The organism is Kitasatospora arboriphila (assembly GCF_039528095.1).
In the GTDB taxonomy this organism is placed as follows: domain Bacteria; phylum Actinomycetota; class Actinomycetes; order Streptomycetales; family Streptomycetaceae; genus Kitasatospora; species Kitasatospora arboriphila.
The window spans coordinates 152281-172450 of sequence record NZ_BAAALD010000004.1; the positions used below are offsets into that span (position 1 = coordinate 152281).

General features: G+C 74.0%; 20 protein-coding genes and 1 tRNA gene. 4 read left to right on the forward strand and 17 right to left on the reverse strand.

What is annotated here, in order from left to right; genetic code table 11:
* Positions 1-189: 189 nt before the first annotated feature.
* Positions 190-1527 (forward strand): MFS transporter, encoded by a 1338-nt coding sequence (locus ABD353_RS03845; protein ID WP_344622008.1) that lies wholly within the window; start codon positions 190-192, stop codon positions 1525-1527.
* Here ABD353_RS03845 and ABD353_RS03850 read toward each other — a convergent pair.
* The 8 genes from ABD353_RS03850 to ABD353_RS03885 all read right to left on the reverse strand — a co-directional run bounded on the left by ABD353_RS03850 (position 1422) and on the right by ABD353_RS03885 (position 8487).
* The gene (locus ABD353_RS03850; RefSeq protein ID WP_425555070.1) at positions 1422-2279 is read right to left on the reverse strand and encodes a DUF4389 domain-containing protein; all 858 of its coding nucleotides are present in this window, start codon (positions 2277-2279) and stop codon (positions 1422-1424) included. The genes ABD353_RS03845 and ABD353_RS03850 overlap by 106 nt on opposite strands.
* A 362-nt stretch (positions 2280-2641) precedes the next feature.
* Positions 2642-3484 (reverse strand): LuxR C-terminal-related transcriptional regulator, encoded by an 843-nt coding sequence (locus ABD353_RS03855; RefSeq protein ID WP_344622009.1) that lies wholly within the window; start codon positions 3482-3484, stop codon positions 2642-2644.
* A 196-nt stretch (positions 3485-3680) separates the two neighbouring features.
* Positions 3681-4814 carry a galactokinase gene (gene galK / locus ABD353_RS03860; protein ID WP_344622010.1) on the reverse strand — a complete coding sequence of 378 codons (1134 nt, stop codon included), beginning with the start codon at positions 4812-4814 and terminating at the stop codon, positions 3681-3683.
* Positions 4814-5788, reverse strand: a complete 975-nt coding sequence (gene galE / locus ABD353_RS03865) for a UDP-glucose 4-epimerase GalE (protein ID WP_344622011.1) — start codon at positions 5786-5788, stop codon at positions 4814-4816. The genes galK and galE overlap by 1 nt, the downstream gene beginning before the upstream one ends.
* Positions 5785-6888, reverse strand: a complete 1104-nt coding sequence (gene galT, locus ABD353_RS03870; protein WP_344622012.1) for a galactose-1-phosphate uridylyltransferase — start codon at positions 6886-6888, stop codon at positions 5785-5787. The genes galE and galT overlap by 4 nt, the downstream gene beginning before the upstream one ends.
* Positions 6889-6972: 84 nt before the next feature.
* Complete coding sequence (locus ABD353_RS03875; RefSeq protein WP_344622013.1) at positions 6973-7647, reverse strand: LuxR C-terminal-related transcriptional regulator; 675 nt, start codon at positions 7645-7647, stop codon at positions 6973-6975.
* A 210-nt stretch (positions 7648-7857) separates the two neighbouring features.
* Positions 7858-7933 (reverse strand) — tRNA-Thr (locus tag ABD353_RS03880).
* A 104-nt stretch (positions 7934-8037) separates the two neighbouring features.
* On the reverse strand, positions 8038-8487 hold the full coding sequence (locus ABD353_RS03885; RefSeq protein WP_344622014.1) for a winged helix-turn-helix transcriptional regulator: 450 nt from the start codon (positions 8485-8487) through the stop codon (positions 8038-8040).
* Positions 8488-8631: 144 nt separating this feature from the next.
* Here ABD353_RS03885 and ABD353_RS03890 point away from each other — a divergent pair, with 144 nt between their 5' ends.
* On the forward strand, positions 8632-9231 hold the full coding sequence (locus ABD353_RS03890; protein WP_344622015.1) for a flavodoxin family protein: 600 nt from the start codon (positions 8632-8634) through the stop codon (positions 9229-9231).
* A gap of 23 nt (positions 9232-9254) precedes the next feature.
* On the opposite strand, the gene ABD353_RS03895 is transcribed toward ABD353_RS03890, so the two are convergent.
* A complete protein-coding gene (locus tag ABD353_RS03895; protein WP_344622016.1) occupies positions 9255-10592 on the reverse strand; it encodes an MFS transporter in 1338 nt (445 codons plus the stop codon).
* A 144-nt stretch (positions 10593-10736) separates the two neighbouring features.
* Between ABD353_RS03895 and ABD353_RS03900 the strand changes: the two genes are divergently transcribed.
* Positions 10737-10934 (forward strand): hypothetical protein, encoded by a 198-nt coding sequence (locus ABD353_RS03900; RefSeq protein WP_344622017.1) that lies wholly within the window; start codon positions 10737-10739, stop codon positions 10932-10934.
* Between the two features lie 51 nt (positions 10935-10985).
* Here the strand turns inward: ABD353_RS03900 and ABD353_RS03905 are convergent, their stop codons facing one another.
* Entirely contained in the window at positions 10986-12785 is a 1800-nt protein-coding gene (locus tag ABD353_RS03905) for an ABC-F family ATP-binding cassette domain-containing protein (protein WP_344622018.1), read from the reverse strand.
* 138 nt (positions 12786-12923) lie between these two features.
* On the opposite strand from ABD353_RS03905, the gene ABD353_RS03910 reads away from it, so the two are divergent.
* Positions 12924-13502, forward strand: coding sequence for a Uma2 family endonuclease (locus ABD353_RS03910; RefSeq protein ID WP_344622019.1), 579 nt, complete (start codon positions 12924-12926; stop codon positions 13500-13502).
* Here ABD353_RS03910 and ABD353_RS03915 read toward each other — a convergent pair.
* From ABD353_RS03915 to rsmI, 7 genes are all read right to left on the reverse strand, one after another.
* The gene (locus ABD353_RS03915) at positions 13483-14409 is read right to left on the reverse strand and encodes a 4-(cytidine 5'-diphospho)-2-C-methyl-D-erythritol kinase (protein WP_344622020.1); all 927 of its coding nucleotides are present in this window, start codon (positions 14407-14409) and stop codon (positions 13483-13485) included. The genes ABD353_RS03910 and ABD353_RS03915 overlap by 20 nt on opposite strands.
* Positions 14406-15290, reverse strand: a complete 885-nt coding sequence (gene rsmA / locus ABD353_RS03920; protein ID WP_344622021.1) for a 16S rRNA (adenine(1518)-N(6)/adenine(1519)-N(6))-dimethyltransferase RsmA — start codon at positions 15288-15290, stop codon at positions 14406-14408. The genes ABD353_RS03915 and rsmA overlap by 4 nt, the downstream gene beginning before the upstream one ends.
* Before the next feature lie 28 nt (positions 15291-15318).
* Positions 15319-15918: a Uma2 family endonuclease gene (locus ABD353_RS03925; RefSeq protein ID WP_344622022.1), complete on the reverse strand. Its 600-nt coding sequence runs from the start codon at positions 15916-15918 to the stop codon at positions 15319-15321.
* A gap of 66 nt (positions 15919-15984) precedes the next feature.
* Positions 15985-16863, reverse strand: a complete 879-nt coding sequence (locus ABD353_RS03930; protein ID WP_344622023.1) for a TatD family hydrolase — start codon at positions 16861-16863, stop codon at positions 15985-15987.
* Entirely contained in the window at positions 16863-18482 is a 1620-nt protein-coding gene (gene metG, locus ABD353_RS03935) for a methionine--tRNA ligase (protein WP_344622024.1), read from the reverse strand. The genes ABD353_RS03930 and metG overlap by 1 nt, the downstream gene beginning before the upstream one ends.
* 98 nt (positions 18483-18580) lie before the next feature.
* Entirely contained in the window at positions 18581-19024 is a 444-nt protein-coding gene (locus tag ABD353_RS03940; protein ID WP_344622025.1) for a hypothetical protein, read from the reverse strand.
* 200 nt (positions 19025-19224) lie between these two features.
* A complete protein-coding gene (gene rsmI, locus ABD353_RS03945; protein ID WP_344622026.1) occupies positions 19225-20070 on the reverse strand; it encodes a 16S rRNA (cytidine(1402)-2'-O)-methyltransferase in 846 nt (281 codons plus the stop codon).
* Between the last annotated feature and the right edge of the window lie 100 nt (positions 20071-20170).

The following is a 20170-nucleotide window of genomic DNA, read 5'->3' on the forward strand; positions in this document are numbered from 1 at the left end:
GGCGCGTAAACTGCTCCGGGCGCCGCGCACACCCCGCGCGGGCCCCTCGGGCAACGAAGCCCTCCTCCCTCCGCCCCTCCCACGGGCCGGAGGGTCCGTACGCTCACCGCGCCGCCCGGGCTCGTTGTCGCGGCCGCCACCCCTGGCCACGTCGTCCCCGGTGGTGCCCGGCCACAGGAGACCCCTGCCATGGCGGACCTCTCCCCCGCCGGCCCCGGCCTGCGCTCCGCGCACTTCCCCGGACGCCGACTGTCGGAGGCCCTGCTCCCCCCGGAACTCGCGCCGCGCGCGCAGCTCCGCCTCGCCTCGATCAGCCGCTGGAACGCGCTGCGCGGCATCCGCGTCGGCCTGGTGGCCGGCGCCCTGCTGCTGATGCTGGTCGGTGCCAACCTGGCCACGCCGATCTACCCGCTGCTGCAGCAGCAGCTCGGCCTGACGCCGCTGCACACCACCGTGCTGTTCACGGTGTACGTCTTCGCGGTCGTCCCGGTGCTCGCCGTGGTCGGCCACTGGTCGGACCACCTGGGCCGGCGGGCGCTGATCCTGCCGGCGGTGGCACTGGCCGCGGTCGGCGACCTGATGTTCGCCAACGCGCACGGCTTCGGCCTGCTGGTGGCGGGCCGCGCCGTCCAGGGCGTGGCGGTCGGCCTGTCGACCGGCGCCGCCGGTGCGGCGCTCGGCGACCTGCTGCCGGACCGGCCCTCGCTGGCCGCGAAGCTGACCCTGGCCTGTTCGGCGGGCGGCGTCGCGCTCGGCCCGGTGGTCGGGGCGAGCCTCGCCACCGGCGCGCACCCGCTGCTGACCCCGTTCCTGCTGCACGCCCTGGCGCTGCTGGCACTGTGCGTGCCGCTGGCCGTCGTGCACCCGCGGATGCCCGGCCGGGTGCGCCCGCCGGCCGCGCCGCCGCGCATCACCACCCCGGCTCACCTGCGTCCGCAGCGGCTGCGGCTGCCGCGCCGCGGCCGCCGGACCTTCCTGCTGGCGGCCGGCGCCGGTTTCGTCTCGTACGCGGTGTTCGGGGTGTACCTGTCGCTGGCGCCGGCCTTCGCGGCGCGGCTGCTGCACTCGGACTCGCACCTGACCGGCGCGGTGGTGGCGGCGCTGCTGCTGGGCTCCTCGGCCGCGGCGCAGCTGCTGGTGCCGCCGACCGCGGACCGGCCGGTGATCGCCGCGGGCCTGGGCGGCCTGGCGACGGGCCTGGCCTTGGTGGTGGCCGCCGGGTACACGGGCACGCCGGCGCTGCTGTTCATCGGCAGCGTGCTGGGCGGGGCCTGCCAGGGCGTGGCGTTCCGCTCGCTGTTCACCACGGCGGTCGCGGCGATGGACCCGGAGCGCCGGGGCAGTGAGCTGTCGGCGCTGTGGGTGATCGTCTACCTGGGCAGTTCGCTGCCGATCGTGGCGGTCGGCTGGCTGACCCAGCGCTACGGCCTGCTGCCCGCGGTGAGCGGATTCGCGGCCGTGGCGGCGCTGGTCTGCCTCGGGCTGGCGGGCGCGGTGCTGCTGCCGCGGGGTGCCCGCAGGCCGTAGTAGCCGTTGTTGTCGTCGTCGACGAAGGCCCGGACGCTTCCGCTGACCAGGCCGAGCACGAGGAACAGCACGACCAGCGCCTTGGCGCCGCCCGAGAGGATCAGCGGGCGGGTCGCGGAACGGGCTGCCGCCACCGGCGGCAGCCCGTCGTCGCCGAACAGCCGCTTGGGGTAGGCCGGGGTGAGCATCAGCACGTAGGCGCCGAAGCGCATCGCGTAGCGCAGCGTCGCGGCGGTCGCGCCGAACAGCGGCTCGGGCATCCGGCCGAGGATCAGCGCGATCAGCCAGACGACGAAGGCGATCGCGTACCAGCCGCTGAGCACCAGGCTCTGCACGATCGCCGCCGGGATCATCAGGATCAGGCGGAAGAACACGGCGAGCCGGTTCAGCTCGCCGGGCCGCAACTCCACCCGGACGGGGTAGTCCTCGGGCCGCCAGGCGAACGGCGGGTAGTCGTCGACCAGCAGCATGGCGGAGGCCCGCACCCGGGTGTCCCAGCCGACGAAGCCCGAGAGGTACTCCTCGATCGGCTCCGGCAGCCGGCCGAGGAACAGCGCGCCGAACCAGCCGACGATGACGGCCGGGATCGCCAGCACCCCCAGCACCCACACCACGACGAACTGCGGGATCAGCAGCAGCCAGCGCAGCAGGATCGTCCAGCGGCGTTGCGGCCCGGCCTTCGGAACGTCCAGCTCGGGGAGGAATTCCAGCGGCATGCTGCCCTGGGGGACCTGCCAACTACCCGTCGCCACGCTGTGCTCCCTGGTCTCGACCGGTGCGGACTGGGGCGTGTCTCACGGATCTTGCCGGGCCCGCGCCTCCGGGCACGCACCCGGACGCCGCAGGCTGATCCGACAAGATCCGTGAGACACGCCCCGGATGACATTCCCGGTCGGGCCGGGCCGCGACACCTGTCCGGACCCGTACGGCGCAAGGGGACGGCCGGACGGGAACGCCGCCGCGGCCGCCCCGGCGAGCGGGACGGGCTGTGCATCGGGACGGGCGGCGGTGCTGTTGGGCGACATCTGTCCTCCGGTCTCCTGACCTGACGGAGTCGGTACCTGGGTGTGGCGTCCGGCCGCTCCCCCGCCCGGCGCGGGCGCGAGGAAACGATTCAGCCGGCGCCCGGGCCTGCGTTCGAGGCGACGGTCGGCGGGTGCGGTGGCTGAGCCGGGGCGAGCGGGGGCAGCGGCTCGGAGGGCGTGATGCCCGCCCGGCGGGCCACCGCGACGGCGGCGAGGGTGGAGTGCACCCCGAGCTTGCCGAGGACGTTCTGCATGTGGGTGCGGACGGTGTGCGGCGAGAGGTACAGCCGTTCGGCGACGGCCTGCCGGCCGAGGCCGGCCACCATGCACCGCAGCACCTCCTCCTCACGGGGGGTCAGCGTGCCGACCAGCCGCTCGCTCTCCGTCCGGTCGCGCCGGGCACTGGTCAACTCCCGCACCACGCCCGTCAGCAGGGCCGGCGGCAGGTGCGTCTCATCGCGCAGCACCCCACGGACGACGGCCAGTAGCCGCCCCAGCGAGCTCTCCTTGGCGACCCAGCCCGACGCCCCCGCCTGCAGCGCGCGCACGGCGCGGCGCGGGTCGTCGTCGGTGGCGAGCACCACGGCGCGGAGCGCCGGATGGGTGCGGCAGATCCGGGCCACCAGGGCGATGCCGTCGCCGGGCGTCGGCGCCGGCGAGGACTCGCGGCGCGGCAGCGGCACGACCGCGACGGGGAACCTGTCGCGGGAGCGGGCCTGGCCGGGACGGCCGACCGCGGGGGTCAGGTCGGCGTCCACCAGGACGATGTCGTACGGGCGTCCCTCGGCGGCGGCGCGCTCCAGCGCGCGTTCGGCGGCGGCGGCGGTGCCGGCCGCGCCGACCTCGATCTCGGGCTCGGCGGCGAGCGCCGTGGCCAGCGCCTCGGCGAAGATGCGGTGGTCGTCGACCACCAGGACGCGAGTACGTCCCATCGTTCGTCCCCCCTGCTCCGGCGCCGACCCCCACCGGTACCGGACTCAGCGTACGGGAGGGGCGCGTGAAGGGTGGGGGATTGGTGAAGTTTCTTCATTCCCTGGGGATTTGACCTTCGCGCAGCAACCACGAACCGGGTCCGCGCGGACGGCGCGGGGCGCACCGCGAACGGTGCACCCCGCGCGCCGGTGCCCCTCAGCCGATGCGGTGCGCGCCCCGGGCCGGGACGGCGGTGAAGGTGCGGGGGGCCGCGTAGCCGGCGTCGGTGAAGGCGGTGGTGACGGCGGCGGCGACCGCGTCGAGGGTGTCGGCGGCGGTCAGGGCGATGACGGAGCCGCCAAAGCCGCCGCCGGTCATCCGGGCGCCGAGGGCGCCGGCCGCGACGGCGGTGTCGACCGCGAGGTCGGTCTCGGGGCAGGAGACCTCGTAGTCGTCGCGGAGCGAGGCGTGCCCGGCGGTGAGGATCGGCCCGAGCGCGGCGAGGTCGCCGAGGTCGAGGTGGGCGATCGCCTCCCGGACGCGGGCGTTCTCGGTGACCACGTGCCGCACCGGCGGCCGCAGTTCCGCGGGCAGCCGCTCCAGCGCGGCGGCCAGCCCGGCGGGGTCGAGGTCCCGCAGGGCGGGCAGGCCGAGCAGCGCGGCGGCGCGTTCGCAGCCGGCCCGGAGTTCGGCGTAGGCGCCGTCGGCGAGGTCGTGCTTGACCCGGGTGTCGATCACCAGGAGCCGCAGGCCGGCCCCGGCGAGGTCGAGCGGGACCTGCCGCTGGGCGAGGTCGCGGGTGTCCAGGAAGAGCGCGTTGCCCTCGGTGCAGCAGACCGAGGCCATCTGGTCCATGATCCCGCAGGGCACGCCGACGAACTCGTTCTCGGCGCGCTGGGCGAGCCGGGCGAGGGCCGGGCCGTCGAGGCCGAGGCCGTGCAGGTCGTTGTAGGCGGTGGCGACCACGCACTCGATGGCGGCCGAGGAGGACAGGCCCGCCCCGGTCGGCACCGAGCTGTCGATGCGGACGTCGGCGCCGCCGACCCCGTACCCGGCCGCCCGCAGCGTCCACACCACGGCGGCCGGGTACTTGGCCCAGCCGTCCACGCCGCCGGGGACGAGATCGGCCACCGCGAGCTCCACCGGACCGCCCCCGGCCTGCTCGCTGTGCAGGCGGAGCAGGCCGTCGGTGCGGAGCCGGACGTCGGCGCGGGCGGCCTGCGGCAGGGCCACGGGCAGCACGAAGCCGTCGTTGTAGTCGGTGTGTTCGCCGATCAGGTTGACCCGGCCGGGCGCCGCCCAGACCCCTGCCGGGGCGGCGCCGTCGCGGACGGACTGGGCATCTGTCATCAGGCTCGCTTCTCCAGGGTGAAGGCCCAGGCGTCGGCGACGATGTCGTCGAGCTCGGGGCGGCGGGGCCGCCAGCCGAGCGCCTCGTGGGCGCGGGCGGCGGAGGCGACCAGGACGGCCGGGTCGCCGGGGCGGCGCTCGGCGGTGACGACGGGGATCTCACGGCCGGTCACGCGCTTGACGGACTCGATGACCTGGCGGACGGAGAAGCCGTTGCCGTTGCCGAGGTTGCAGATCAGGTGCTCGCCGGGCCGGGCGGCGTCGAGGGCGAGCAGGTGGGCCTCGGCGAGGTCCGCGACGTGGATGTAGTCGCGGATGCAGGTGCCGTCCGGGGTCGGGTAGTCGTCGCCGTAGACGGCGATGTGCGGGCGCTGGCCGAGGGCGGCCTGGAAGACCAGCGGGATGAGGTGCGACTCGGGGTCGTGGCGCTCGCCGAAGGCGACACCCGAAGAGCTGCCGTAGGCGCCGGCCACGTTGAAGTAGCGCAGCGAGACGGCGGCGAGGCCGTGGGCGACGGCCTCGCTGGTGATCAGGTGGTCGACGGCGAGCTTGGTGGCGCCGTAGGTGTTGGTGGGTGCGGTGCGGGCGGTCTCCGCGATCGGGACGGCCTCGGGCTCGCCGTAGACGGCGGCGGTGGAGGAGAAGACGAGCTTGCGCACGCCGGCCTTGCGCATCGCGGAGATCAGCTCCAGGGAGCCGGCCACGTTGTTGCGCCAGTACTTCTCCGGGTCGGCGACGGACTCGCCGACCTGCGAGGAGGCGGCGAAGTGCAGGACGCCGTCGTAGGAGCCGTCGAGCACCTCGGCGGCGTCCTGGATCCGGCCGCGGACGAACTCGGCACCGGCCGGGACGCCCTCGGCGAAGCCGGTCGAGAGGTCGTCGAGCACGGTGACCTGGTGTCCGGCCTCCAGCAGGTGGGCGGCGACCACGCTGCCCACATACCCGGCACCACCCGTGACCAGGTACTTACTCATGATGCGACCTCCCGCAGGCGCTGTGCCGCCGTCTCGGGCGACACGTCGTTGACGAACGCGTCCATGCCGGACTCGACGCCGGCGAGGAACTTGAGCTTGCCCACCGTACGACGGATCGTGAACAGCTCCAGGTGCAGTGCCAGCTCCTCTCCTCCGAGGGCGGGCGCCTGGTGCCAGGCCGCGATGTACGGCGTCGGCTGGGCCTGCTCATTCTGCCCGGGCTCGATGAACAGCCGGTCGAAGCGGCGCAGCAGTTCCAGGAGGACGGCGGGGAGCTCGGCGCGTTCGGCCTCGGTGAGGCCGGTCAGGTCGGGCACCCGGCGGTTCGGGTGGAGGTGCACCTCGTAGGGCCAGCGGGCGGCGAACGGGACGAAGGCCGTCCAGTGCTCGCCGGCCAGCACCACCCGGACGGGGTCGGCGCGTTCGGCGGCGAGCAGGTCCTCGAAGAGGTTGCGGCCGGTGCGGGCCCGGTGGTCGGCGGCCCGTGCCATGGCGCGGGCCGTCCGCGGGGTGACGAAGGGGAAGGCGTAGATCTGCCCGTGCGGGTGGGCGAGGGTGACGCCGATCTCCGCGCCGCGGTTCTCGAAGCAGTACACCTGGCGGACGCCGGGCAGGGCGGACAGCTCGGCCGTCCGGTCCGTCCAGGCGTCGAGGACGAGGCGGGCGTGCCGCTCGTCGAGGTCGGCGAAGGACTTCGCGTGGTCGGCGGTGAAGCAGACCACCTCGCAGCGGCCGGTGCCGGCGGCGGACTCGGCGACCGGGTGGTGGTGGTCGGCCGCGTGCGCGGCGGCGTCGGCGGCCAGGGACGGGAAGCGGTTCTCGAAGACCGCGACCTGGTAGTCGCCGGCGGGGATCTCGCTGAGCCGCCCGTCGCGGGACGGGCAGAGCGGGCACTCGTCGGCCGGCGGGTGGTAGGTGCGGGCCTGCCGGTGGGCGGCGACGGTCACCCAGTCGCCGCTGACCGGGTCCTGGCGGATCTCGGAGAGGCTCGCCGCGGGCTCCAGCGGGCGCAGGTCGGCGGAGTCCCGCAGCACGGAGCCGTCCGTGTCGAAGTAGATGAGCTCGCGGCCGTCCGCGAGCTTGGTGACGGTCTTCTTCACGGTGGACTGCTCCGATCTCCTCGCTCTCCAACATATTCGAACATCACCGAGCACAAGTCAACATCCGAGGGAGTTCGCGAAGGGTCAGGCGGACCGGTCCACCCGGTCCAGCAGCCCGGTCCTGGCGGCCACCGCCGCCGCCTCCAGCCGGGAGCGGGCGCCCAGCTTCACCAGCACCCGCTGGACGTGGGTGCGCGCGGTGCTGGAGGCGATGCCCATCCCCGCGGCGATCGCCGCGGTGTCCTCGCCCTCGGCGATCCGCGCCAGCACCTGGGCCTCGCGCCGGGTGAGCAGCCGCAGCAGCCGTACGGCGTCGTCGTCCGGCTCGGCGGCCGGGCGCAGCAGCGCCTCGAAGGCGCCCTGCAGCACGTCGACGGCGACCGCGGCCTCGCCTGCCCGGACCCGGGCGACGGCGCGCTCGACGACCTCGATCCGCTCGTCGCTGCGCACGTAGCCGGCCGCGCCGGCGGCGAAGGCCGCCGCCACCCGCCCGGGGTCGCCGACCGGGCCGAGCACCACGACGGCCAGCTCGGGCCGCTCCGCGCGCAGCTGCCGCAGCGGGCCGAACGGGTCGGCGTCCTCGGCCGGTTCGGCGATCCCCAGCAGGCAGACCTCGGGTCGCCGCCCGGCGACTAGGCCGCCGACGGCGGTGGCGGGCGCCCCCACGGCGAGGACGCGGTGCCCGCGCAGCCGCAGGGCGGCCGCCAGGGCCTCGGCCAGCAGGCGGTGGTCGTCGACGATCACGAGCCGAACGCCCACGGCGCCCTCCCCCAGTCCCCCGCGCCGTTCCGCCGGGGACCTCCGCCCTCGGCGCGGCGCGTGACGCACCATCACAGCGCATCCCCGGCGGGTCCGCCAGGCCGCCGGGTGGCCCGGAACGGGGCTCGGGAAGGTCCGGGGAATGCCCGGGGAATGCATGCGGGGAAACGCCGAAGGCCCCCGCCTTGCGGCGAGGGCCTTCGAGCTCCGTGGAGCCCCCATGCGGAATCGAACCGCAGACCTTCTCCTTACCATGGAGACGCTCTACCGACTGAGCTATAGGGGCTTGTTCTCGGTGTGTTCCCGGTGTTCCCCGCGAACGAGGAAGACATTACAGGGTGGGCGGCCGGAAAGGGAAATCGGTCGCGGGCGCTTCGATCGGGCCCCGGATCAGTCCTGCGGGGTGCAGGCCCCGCCGTGCGCCCGGTCGAAACGCTCGCGCGCCGCCACCACCTGGCCGGCGTAGGACTCGACCCAGTCGCCGAGCGGGGCGATCCGCTCCGCGAGGGTGCGGCCCAGCGGCAGCAGCCCGTAGACGACCCGCGGCGGGGTCTCCGGGTGGACGGTGCGCAGCACCAGCCCGTCCCGCTCCAGGGCGCGCAGGGACTGGGTGAGCATCTTGCGGCTGACCCCGCCGACCGCGCGCTGGAGCTCGGAGAACCGCTGCTCGCCGCAGCTGTGCAGGCTCAGCAGGAGCAGCAGCGACCACTTGTCGGCGAGCTCGGCGAACACGTCCCGACTGGGGCAGACGGCGGCGAAGATGTCGAACCCCTGGTCGCCGCCGGGACAGGTGTCCGGGGTCTCGGGGCGCGGGTCGGCGGTCTGCTGGGGGGTGGCCATACCGCAAGGGTAGCGCCGGCGGTCTCCAATCGGGAGTTGGTAACCATCGGAGACCTGGTCTACATTGGAGACCATCAGCCCCGGCCGGCCCGTCCGTCCGGCCACCCGGGCATCCGTCCGCCCCCTTTCGAGGAGTCATCCCGCATGACGACCGCCATCCGTCCCACCGTCGCCATCGCCTACCACTCCGGCTACGGCCACACCGCCGTGCTGGCCGAGGCCGTCGCCCGCGGTGCCGCCGCGGCCGGCGCCGACGCGGTGCAGATCGCCGTGGACGCCATCACCGAGGAGCAGTGGGCGCAGCTCGACGCCGCCGACGCGATCGTCTTCGGCTCGCCGACCTACATGGGCACCGCCTCCGGCGCCTTCCACGCCTTCGCCGAGGCCAGCTCCAAGCGCTGGTTCGGCCAGACCTGGAAGGACAAGCTGGCCGCCGGCTTCACCAACTCCGCCTCGAAGAGCGGCGACAAGCTGCACACCCTGCAGTTCTTCACGGTGCTCGCCGCCCAGCACGGCATGCACTGGGTGAACCTGGGCCTGCACCCGGGCTGGAACTCCACCACCGCCTCGGAGAACGACCTCAACCGCCTCGGCCTGTTCCTCGGCGCCGGCGCCCAGACCAACAACGACCAGGGCCCGGAGGGCGTCCACAAGGCCGACATCGCCACCGCCGAGCACCTCGGCGAGCGGGTCGCCAACCAGGCCGCGATCACCCTGGCCGGCCGGGCCGCCCTGGCCGTCTGACGCACCGGCACCCCGACGCACCGTCACCGCCCGGCCGCCGCACCCCCGCCCAGCACGGGGATCCGGCGGCCGGCCGCGTCCAGCTCCGCCCCGCGGGTCTCCGGCAGGCCGAGCACGCACAGCACCGACACCCCGCCGAGCGCCGCCAGGTACCAGCCGACCGGCACGGCCGTCCCGTACGCGGCGGTCAGCCGGGTCGCCACCAGCGGCGCCGTCGCCCCGCCCACCACGCCCGCCAGGTTGTAGGCCAGCGCCGCCCCCGTGTAGCGCACCCGGGTCAAGAACAGCTCCGGCAGGTACGCGGCGACCGGCCCGAGCATCGCGCCGAGCAGCGCCATCGCCCCGAGCAGGGCGAGCGCGATCCACGCCGTCCGGCCGGTCTCCAGCAGCGGGAAGAGCACCGCCGACCAGAGCGCCGCCAGGGCCGTCGCGGTGGCCAGCGTCCGCCGCCGGCCGAACCGGTCGCTCGCCCGCGAGGCGAGCACCACCGTGCCGCCCTTCAGCACCGCGCCCGCCATCAGCAGGCCGAGCACCGGGGTCCTGGCCACCCCCAGGTCCGCCGTCAGGTGCGCCAGCGCGTAGGTGGTCGTCAGGTAGAACAGCGCGTACCCGGACATCACCGCACCCGCACCGAGCAGCACCGGGCGGCCGTGCCGGGCCAGCACCTCCGCCACCGGCACCCGCGAGCGCGCCCGCTCCGCGCGGAACACCGGGCTCTCCGCCACCCGCAGCCGGACGAACAGGCCGATCGCCACCAGCACCAGGGACACCAGGAACGGCACCCGCCAGCCCCAGGCGAGGAAGGCCGCCTCGTCCAGCACCGCGCCCAGCACCAGGAAGACCCCCGTCGCCAGGAAGAACCCGGCGCACGGCCCGAGTTGCAGCAGCCCGCCGTACCGGCCGCGGCGGCCCGCCGGGGCGTGCTCCGCGAGCAGCAGGGCCGCACCGCCCCACTCGCCGCCCAGCCCCAGCCCCTGGCAGAAGCGCAGCACCGTGAGCAGCACCGGCGCCCAGCCGCCCCACCGGCCGTAGTCGGGCAGCAGGCCCACCGCCGCGGTGGACAGGCCCATCAGCAGCAGCGACACCACCAGGGTCGCCCGCCGGCCGAGCCGGTCGCCGAAGTGTCCGAACAGCACCGCGCCCAACGGGCGGGCCACGAAGGCCACCGCGTAGACGGAGAAGGCGGCGAGCAGCGAGCCGACCGCCCCCAGCCCGGGGAAGAAGACCCGGCCGAAGACCAGGGCGGCGGCCGTGCCGTAGATGAAGAAGTCGTAGAACTCGACGGCGGTGCCGAGGAGGGCCGCGGCGGCCACCCGGCGCAGCGCCGCCGGATCGCCCGCTGATGGGGTGTCATGCGTCATGACGCCCACCCTGGCAAGGCGCTGAGCTGCGAGGACAGCAGGCACACGGGTGATTCGGGAGCGAACGGCCGGACGGGAGCCGGGGTGGTGCGCCGCCCGGGGCGCGGCGGTATGGTGGCCGCCTCCGCCTCCGAAAGGCCGCACGTGAACAACGTGTTCGACGACAACGGCGTGTTCGACAAGCTCTTCGCCGTGCTCTGCCTCGCGCTCACCCTGCTGCTGCTCGACCTGGGCGTCGCCCAGTACCGCCACGGGGGTTCGGCCGCCTGGGCGCTCCTCGCCGCGGCCCTGCTGCCCGCCGCCGGCTGGGAGACCGTCCGCCGGTTCCGCCCCCGGCGCTGAGCGCCGCGGAACGCCGAAGGGCGCCCCGGCGGGGCGCCCTTCGCCGTGACGTCAGACCTGTTCGGCCAGCTCCAGCCAGGCCATCTCCAGCTCCTCCTTCTCGTCACGGACCTTCCGCAGCTCGGCGTCCAGTTCCGCGACCTTGGAGAAGTCGGCGGCGTGCTCGGCGAGCCGGGCGTGCAGCTTGGACTCCTGGTCGTCCAGCTTGGCGATCTGCCGCTCCAGCTTCTGCATCTCCTTCTTCACCGCCCGGGTGTCCGCGGCGGGCTTCGCCGGTGCGGCCGGGGCCGCGGCGGCGGCCGGCGCGGCCGACTCGGCCATCTTGGCCCGCCGCTCCAGGTACTCGTCGACGCCGTTCGGCAGCATCCGCATCCGCCGGTCGCCGAGCAGCGCGTAGACGGTGTCGGTGGTGCGCTCGATGAAGAAGCGGTCGTGGCTGATCACGATCATCGAACCGGGCCAGCCGTCGAGGACGTCCTCCAGCTGGTTGAGCGTCTCGATGTCGAGGTCGTTGGTGGGCTCGTCGAGGAAGAGCACGTTGGGCTCGTCCATCAGCAGCCGCAGCAGCTGGAGGCGGCGGCGCTCGCCGCCGGACAGGTCGCCCACCGGCGTCCACTGCTTGTCCTTGCCGAAGCCGAACTGCTCGCAGAGCTGACCCGCGCTCATCTCCCGGCCCTTGCCGAGGTCGACGCGGCCGCGGACCTGCTCGACGGCCTGCAGCACCCGGATCGCCGGGTCCAGCTCGGCGACCTCCTGCGAGAGGTACGCCAGGCGCACGGTCTTGCCGACCTTGATCACACCGCCGGCCGGCTGCACGTCGCCCTCGGTCGCGTACGCGGCCTGCATGGCCCGCAGCAGCGAGGTCTTGCCGGCGCCGTTGACCCCGAGCAGGCCGATCCGGTCGCCGGGGCCGAGCTGCCAGGTCAGGTGGTCCAGCAGGTGCTTGGGGCCGGCCTTGACGCTCACGCCCTCCAGGTCGAACACCGTCCGGCCGAGGCGGGCGTTGGCGAACTTCATCAGCTCGGACTTGTCGCGCGGCTCCGGCACGTCGGCGATCAGCGCGTTGGCCGCCTCGATCCGGTAACGCGGCTTGGAGGTGCGGGCGGGGGCGCCGCGGCGCAGCCACGCCAGCTCCTTGCGGGCCAGGTTCTGCCGCTTCTGCTCCTCGGTCGCCTCGATCCGGGAGCGCTCGGCGCGGGCGAAGACGTAGTCGGAGTAGCCGCCCTCGTACTCGCGGACCTCGCCGCGCTGGACGTCCCACATCCGGGTGCAGACCTGGTCGAGGAACCAGCGGTCGTGGGTGACGCAGACCAGCGCCGAGCGGCGGGCCTGCAGGTGGCGGGCGAGCCAGGCGATGCCCTCCACGTCGAGGTGGTTGGTGGGCTCGTCCAGGACGATCAGGTCGGGCTCGCCGAGCAGCAGCTTGGCCAGCGCGATCCGGCGGCGCTCGCCGCCGGAGAGCGGGCCGATCACGGTGTCCAGGCCGTCGGCGAAGCCCGGCAGGTCGAGGCCGCCGAACAGGCCCTCGATGATGTCGCGGATCCGGGCGTCGCCGAGCCACTCGTGGTCGGCCCGGTCGGCGATCACCTCGTGCCGGATGGTGGCCTCGGGGTCGAGGGAGTCGTGCTGGGTGAGGACGGCCATCTGCAGCCCGCCGGAGTGGGTGATCCGGCCGCTGTCCGGCTCCTCCAGCTTGGCGAGCATCCGGATCAGGGTGGTCTTGCCGTCGCCGTTGCGCCCGACGACGCCGATCCGGTCCCCCTCGCTGACGCCGAGGCTCACCCCGTCCATCAGGGCACGGGTGCCGTACACCTTGCTGACGGACTCGATGGTGGCGAGGTTGACGGCCACTGCTGCTGCGCTCCTGGGAGGGGTCGAGAGGGATCTCCGACCACCCAGCCTAGTGGGAGGCGGGAACGTCCCGGCCCGGACTCCGGCGCGGTACCGTGCGAGGGTCGCAGCAGCGAACCGGAGAGCGGGAGGTGTGCGGTGACCGCGGTGGAGGACCGGCCGCAGATGCTGGCCGAGGAGTTCGAGCGCATCGCCCTGGCGGCCGAGCGCGAGGGTGTGCGGATGGAATTCATCCACGGGCGGCTGGGGGTCAAGGCAGTGCCGGACGGCGACCACGACGAGATCATCCGCTGGGTGATGAAGCAGTGCATGCAGCAGCGCCCCGACCTCTGGCTGTACCCCGAGCGCGGGCTGCGGGTGGAGACCTACCGCAAGGGCCACGCCAAGCCGGACGGTGTGCTCGCCCCGGAGGGCAGCTTCGCCGGTCAGGGCGAGTGGGCCGATGCCGACCGCGCCGTGATGGTGGTCGAGGTGACCTCGTACGACACCGACACCGACCGCCGCGACCGGGACGAGAAGCCACGGGCCTACGCAGAGACCGGCATCCCGGTCTACCTGCTGGTCGACCGGGACAGCTGCGAGGTGCTGGTCCACAGCGAGCCCGAGGACGGGCAGTACGTGAGCCTGGTGCGGCGGCCGTTCGGCAAGACCGTCGTGCTGCCCGACCCGGCCGGGATCAGCCTGGACACCGAGCCGTTCAAGGCCTGGGTGCGCTGACCTCCGCGCCCGGGACGGGGCCGTGGGTGGCGTGGGCGGTGCGGCAGGTGCCGGAGGTCCGCAGGGCGGCGGCGATCGCCTCGGCGGACTCGGCGTCCTTGGCGAGGAAGGCGCAGGTCGGGCCGGAGCCGGAGACCAGGGCGCCGATCGCGCCGGCCTCGGTGCCCGCGTGCAGGGTGTCGGCGAGCGAGGGCCGCAGCGAGAGGGCGGCGGCCTGCAGGTCGTTGGTGAGCGCGGCGGCCAGTGCGACCGGGTCGCCGGAGGCGAGGGCGGCGAGCAGCGCCGGGTCGGCGTCCGGGGTGGGGACGTCGGCCTCCGAGGAGCCGGTGCCGGCCTCCTCGCGGAGCCGGTCGCACTCGCGGAAGACGGCCGGGGTGGAGAGCCCGCCGTCGGCGACCGCGAACACCCAGTGGAAGGTGCCGGCGACCGGCAGCGCGTCCAGGATCTCGCCTCGGCCGCGGCCCAGCGCGACCCCGCCGAGCAGGGCGAACGGCACGTCGGAGCCGAGCTCGGCGGCGAGCTCCAGCAAGGTCCCGATCGGGGTGGCCAGGCCCCAGAGCGCGTCGCAGGCGACCAGGGCGGCGGCGCCGTCCGCGCTGCCGCCGGCCATCCCGCCGGCCACCGGGATGGCCTTGGCGATGTGCAGGTGGACGCCCGGGTCGGCGAGGCCGTGGTGGGCGGCGAGCAGCCGGGCCGCGCGGGCGGCGAGGTTGCTGTCGTCCAGCGGGACGGACGCCGCGTCGGGGCCGGTGCAGGAGAGCGTGACGCCCTCGCCGGGGGTGGCGGTGACCTCGTCGAAGAGGCCGACGGCGAAGAAGACGTTGGCCAGGTCGTGGAAGCCGTCGGCGCGCAGGCCGCCGACGCCGAGCTGGACGTTGACCTTGGCGGGGACGCGAACCGTGATCATTTCTGGGCCTCGGGCTTGTGCTCGGCGATGGCGGCGAACTGTTCGACCGTCAGCATCTCGCCGCGCAGCTTGTGGTCGATTCCGGCGGCGGCGAGCGCCTGTTCGGCGCCGGCGGGCGAGCCGGCCCAGCCGGCCAGGGCGGCCCGCAGGGTCTTGCGGCGCTGGGCGAACGCGGCGTCGACCACGGCGAACACCTCGGCGCGGGAGGCGGAGGTCTTCGGCGGGTCGCGGCGGATCAGCGACACCAGCCCGGAGTCGACGTTCGGCGCGGGCCAGAACACGTTGCGGCCGATCGCGCCGGCGCGCTTCACCTCGGCGTACCAGTTGGCCTTCACCGAGGGCACGCCGTACACCTTGTTGCCGGGCTTGGCGGCGAGCCGGTCGGCGACCTCGCTCTGCACCATCACCAGGGTGCGCTCGATGCTCGGGAAGGTCTGCAGCATGTGCAGCAGCACCGGGACCGCCACGTTGTAGGGCAGGTTGGCGACCAGCGCGGTGGGCGCCGGGCCGGGCAGTTCGGTGACCTCCATGGCGTCGCTCAGCACCAGGTCGAAGTCCTTCGCCTTCTCCGGCATCCGGGAGGCGACGGTGGTCGGCAGGTGCCGGGCGAGCAGCGGGTCGATCTCGACGGCGGTGACGTGCGCGGCCACCTCCAGCAGCGCCAGGGTCAGCGAGCCGAGCCCGGGGCCGACCTCGACCACGCTATCCTCGGCGGTCACCCCGCCGGCGCGGACGATCCGCCGCACGGTGTTGCCGTCGATGACGAAGTTCTGCCCGCGCTGCTTGGTCGGCTTGACGCCGAAGGCGGCCGCCAGCTCGCGGATGTCGGCCGCGCCGAGCAGGTGGTGGTCGGCGGCGGGTGCGGGATCGGTGCTGCTCACCCCGCAAGGATACGGGCGCCGCGGCACCTCAGAGTTCGACGACCTGCTTGAGGTCGATCTCCACCGGGAACGGCACCGCCGTGACCAGCAGTCCTTCGTGGACGGCGACCGGCAGGTAGACGCCCTGCTCCTCGTCCAGCCGGAACTCGTGGACGACCGGGAGGCCGTCGTCGGAGCGCTCGACCCGCCAGTAGGAGGGGATCTTCTTCTCGGCGTACTGGCCCGGCTTGCGGAAGCGGTCGTTCGCCCGGGTGCCGTGCGACACGACCTCCACCATCAGCACCACGGCCTCCGGCGGAAGGCACTCCAGCTCGAAGACGTCGATGCCGGTCTTGTCGAAGACCACGACGTCCGGCTTCGTGGTGTTCTCCGGATCGAGCAGCACGCATCGCTCGGGCAGCACGCTGTACGGCGCTGTCCGCCCGGCGAAGAGCGCCCGCTCGACGGCGGAACGCACCTGGTCGTGCCAGAGATTCGTCTGCCCCCGCACCATGATGATTCCGTCCACCAGATCCCATTCGAACGGCAGATCGAGGTCCTTGACCTGCTCGTACGTCCACTCCTGGGACAGCGGGTGGTTCCGGTCGATCGGCTCGGCGGTCATCGCCACCTCCCTCGCTGCACTCATGCTAACCAGCATGGGGGTGGCGCGAGGGTGCAGAAGCGTTCCGCCGGAATGGGACCTTCGTTCGAGTCAGTACCCGAAGGCGCGGGCGGTGTTCTCGGCGATCGCGGTGGCCATCTCGTCCTCGGTGATGCCGCGGTGGGCGGCCATCGCGCGGAGGGTGACCGGGATCAGGTAGGGGGCGTTGGGGCGGCCGCGGAAGGGGTGCGGGGTGAGGAAGGGCGCGTCCGTCTCGATCAGGACGCGGTCGAGCGGGGTCACCGCGAGGGCCTCGCGCAGGGCGTGGTTGGCCTTGTAGGTGACCGGGCCGGCGAAGGAGAGGTACCAGCCGTGCTCGGCGCAGGTCTCGGCCATCGCGGCGTCGCCGGAGTAGCAGTGGAAGACGGTGCGCTCGGGCGCGCCCTCCTCCAGGAGCAGGGCGATGACGTCCTCGTGGGCGTCCCGGTCGTGGATGACCAGGGCCTTGCCGTGCCGCTTGGCGATCTCGATGTGGCGCCGGAAGGACTCCTTCTGGATGTCCACGCCCTCGGGGCCGGTGCGGAAGTAGTCGAGGCCGGTCTCGCCGACCGCCTTGACCCGGGGCAGGGCGGCGAGGGCGTCGATCTCGGCGAGCGCCTCGTCGAGGGCGGCGGCCCCGCCGGGGGCCCGGTGCTGCCCGGACCAGCCGTCGGGGTCGCCGAGGAAGATCCGCGGTGCCTCGTTGGGGTGCAGGGCGACGGCCGCGTGCACGGCCTCGAACTCGGCGGCGAGGTCCGCCGCCCAGCGCGAGCCGCGCACGTCGCAGCCGACCTGGACGACGGTGGTCACCCCGACCGAGGCGGCCCTGGCGAGGCCCTCGGCGGGGGTGCCGTCCTGCATGTCCAGGTGGGTGTGCGAGTCGGCCACCGCCACGGCCAGGGGTTCCGGCAGCGGCGGCGGGGTCGACCGGTCGTCGTCCTTCTTGGCCATCAGGAGGCGGGCTTCTCTTCCAGGCGGGGGAACAGGATGTCGCCCTTGGTGACGGTGGCGCCGACGGGCAGCCGGCCCCAGTCGGCGACGGTGGCGATCGTCTGGTCGGCGAGGGCGCCGAGGCCCTCCTCCGCGCCGAGCGAGTCCCACAGCTTGGCGGAGGTCGCCGGCATCAGCGGGTTGAGCAGCACGGCGGTGGCGCGCAGCGCCTCGGCCGCGGTGTAGAGGATCGTGGCGAGGCGGGCCTGCCCCTCGTCCGAGGTGTCCTTGGCGACCTTCCACGGCTCCTGCTCGGTGAGATAGCCGTTGACCAGCTTGACGAACTCGAAGATCGCCGCGATGCCGCCGGCGAAGTCCAGCTCCTCGCCGATCTTCGCGTCGGCCTCGGCCGCGGCCTTGGCCAGGCCGTCGACGACGGCCTGCTCGGCGGCGCCGGCGGCGGTGGCCGCGGGCAGCGTGCCCCCGTGGTACTTGCCGACCATGGCGGCCACGCGGGAGGCGAGGTTGCCGAAGTCGTTGGCGAGCTCGGAGGTGTACCGGGCGGTGAAGTCCTCCCAGGAGAACGAGCCGTCGGTGCCGAACGGGATCGCCCGCAGGAAGTAGTAGCGGTAGGCGTCCACGCCGAAGTGCGAGGTGAGGTCGGTGGGCGCGATGCCGGTCAGGTTGGACTTGGACATCTTCTCGCCGCCGACCATCAGCCAGCCGTTGGCGACGACCCGCTTGGGCAGCGGCAGGCCCGCGGCCATCAGCATGGCCGGCCAGATGACCGCGTGGAAGCGGAGGATGTCCTTGCCGACCAGGTGAACGGAGGCCGGCCACAGCTCGGCGAAGCGCTCCGGGTCGGCGCCGTAGCCGGCGGCGGTGATGTAGTTCTGCAGCGCGTCGACCCACACGTAGAGGACGTGCTTCTCGTCCCAGGGCAGCGGCACGCCCCAGTTGAAGGTGGAGCGGGAGATCGAGAGGTCCTGCAGGCCCTGCTCGACGAAGCGCAGCACCTCGTTGCGGGCGGAGGCGGGCGCGATGAAGTCCGGGTTGGCCGCGTAGAACTCCAGCAGCTTCGGGCCGTAGGCGGAGAGGCGGAAGAAGTAGTTCTCCTCCTCCAGCCACTCGACCGGGCGCTTGTGGATCGGGCAGAGCTTCTCGTCCTCGGTGGCGCCGGGGAGCAGCTCGCCCGGGAGCTTGTACTCCTCGCAGCCGACGCAGTACGGGCCGGAGTAACCGCCCTTGTAGATCTCGCCCTTGTCGTGGAGGTCCTGGACGAACTCCTGCACGCGGTCGGTGTGCCGCTGCTGGGTGGTGCGGATGAAGTCGTCGTTGGCGATGTCCAGGTGCCGCCAGAGCGGCTTCCACGCCTCCTCGACCAGCTTGTCGCACCACTCCTGCGGGGTGACGCCGTTGGCCTCGGCGGTCCGCATGATCTTCTGGCCGTGCTCGTCGGTACCCGTGAGGTACCAGACGTCCTCGCCGCGCTGGCGGTGCCAGCGGGTGAGGACGTCGCCCGCGACCGTGGTGTACGCGTGGCCCAGGTGCGGGCGGTCGTTCACGTAGTAGATCGGGGTCGTGACGTAGTACGCCGAGCGCGGGGCGTCGGTGGTGCTGTGGTCTTCAGTGGCCGCCATGCCACCGAATCTTAGTCGCGCGAAGGAACCGCCCTCGACCGATTACCGGCCCGGGCCCGGCCCCTCCGGCGTCGGCGGGGCCGGGCGGGCGGGCCGGATCAGTCGGCCCGGTGCCCGAAGAAGCCGAACCAGCGGCGGCGCTGCCCGGCGGGCACCGGGTGCTGCTCCTCGGCCGCGGCGCGCCGCGGCTCCTCGGGTTCGGGGTGGCTCTGGTAGCCGGGTGCGTGGTGCACCTGGCCCTCGGCGCCGGCCACCCGGCCCTCGCGCATGATCCGGACCTTGTGGCCGCCGCAGCCCGGGCAGGTGGGCTCGCGCAGCGGCGAGGGGACCCGGACGCCGTTCGCCTTGTACTCGAAGACGATGCGGCCCTCCCGGTCCACGTGGTGCTCGATGTCGTACGCCTGCTCCCAGCCGTAGCCGCAGCTCAGGCACGCGAAGGAGTACGCCTCCCGAACGGTTTCGACCTTCGGGGGCCGTCGGGTGGTCAGTCCGACGCCGCTGGGCGTTTCGCCAGTCAGAGGGCTACCGATCGTCTCGCTCATAGCCGTCTCCCAGGTGCCCGCCGGACGGTCGTCCGGCTCGGGTCTTCATCCCGGACGATTCCCGCGCGGGCGGGTTTCCCACCCGACTTGTCAAGTCTTGGACGTGCGTTGGGAAGACCTGTACGCAGCCGGTGCAACGCGGGCACTGCCGGGGTGCTTCCCTCCACGGTACGACCGGCACCCGCCGGGAGCACGCCTGGTCAGCCCGCGTTCTTCGCGGCCACCACGGCGTCGAAGACCTCGCGCTTGGGCAGGCCGAGATCCGCGGCGACGGCCGCGATGGCCTCCTTGCGGCGCTCCCCGGCCTCCTCCCGGACGGCGACCCGGCGGGCGAGCTCGGCGGGGCCGAACTCCTCCGGCGCGGCGGGCGGGGCGCCGGCCACCACGACGGTGATCTCGCCCTTGACGCCGTCGGCGGCCCAGGCGGCCAGCTCGGCCAGCGGGCCGCGGCGGACCTCCTCGTAGGTCTTGGTGAGTTCGCGGCAGACCGCGCCGGGGCGGTCGCCGCCGAAGGCCTCGGCCATCGCGGCGAGCGTCTCGGCGATCCGGTGCGGGGCCTCGAAGAAGACCATGGTGCGCGGCTCGGCGGCGACGGTGGCGAGCTGGCGGGCCCGGTCGCCGGCCTTGCGGGGCAGGAAGCCCTCGAAGGTGAAGCGGTCGACCGGCAGGCCGGAGAGGGCGAGCGCGGTGAGCACCGCGGACGGGCCGGGCACCGCGGTGACCCGGATGCCGGCCGCGACGGCCGCGTCGACCAGCCGGTAGCCGGGGTCGGAGACCGAGGGCATGCCGGCGTCGGTGACCAGCAGCACCCGGGCGCCGCCGCGCAGCGCCTCGACGAGTTCGGGGGTGCGGGCGACCTCGTTGCCCTCGAAGTACGACACCACCCGGCCGGTCGGGGCGACGCCGAGCGCCTGGGTCAGCCGGCGCAGCCGCCGGGTGTCCTCGGCGGCGACGACGTCGGCCCCGGCGAGCTCGGTGAGCAGCCTGGGCGGGGCGTCGCCCACGTCGCCGATGGGGGTTCCTGCGAGCACGAGTACACCTGTCACGGACACCATCCTCCCAGGGCCGGGCGAGTGCCGGGCCGGCACCGGGACAGCGGGGCGAACGGTGACGAACCGGGCGGGTTCGCGGGGGAGGTCCCCGGGG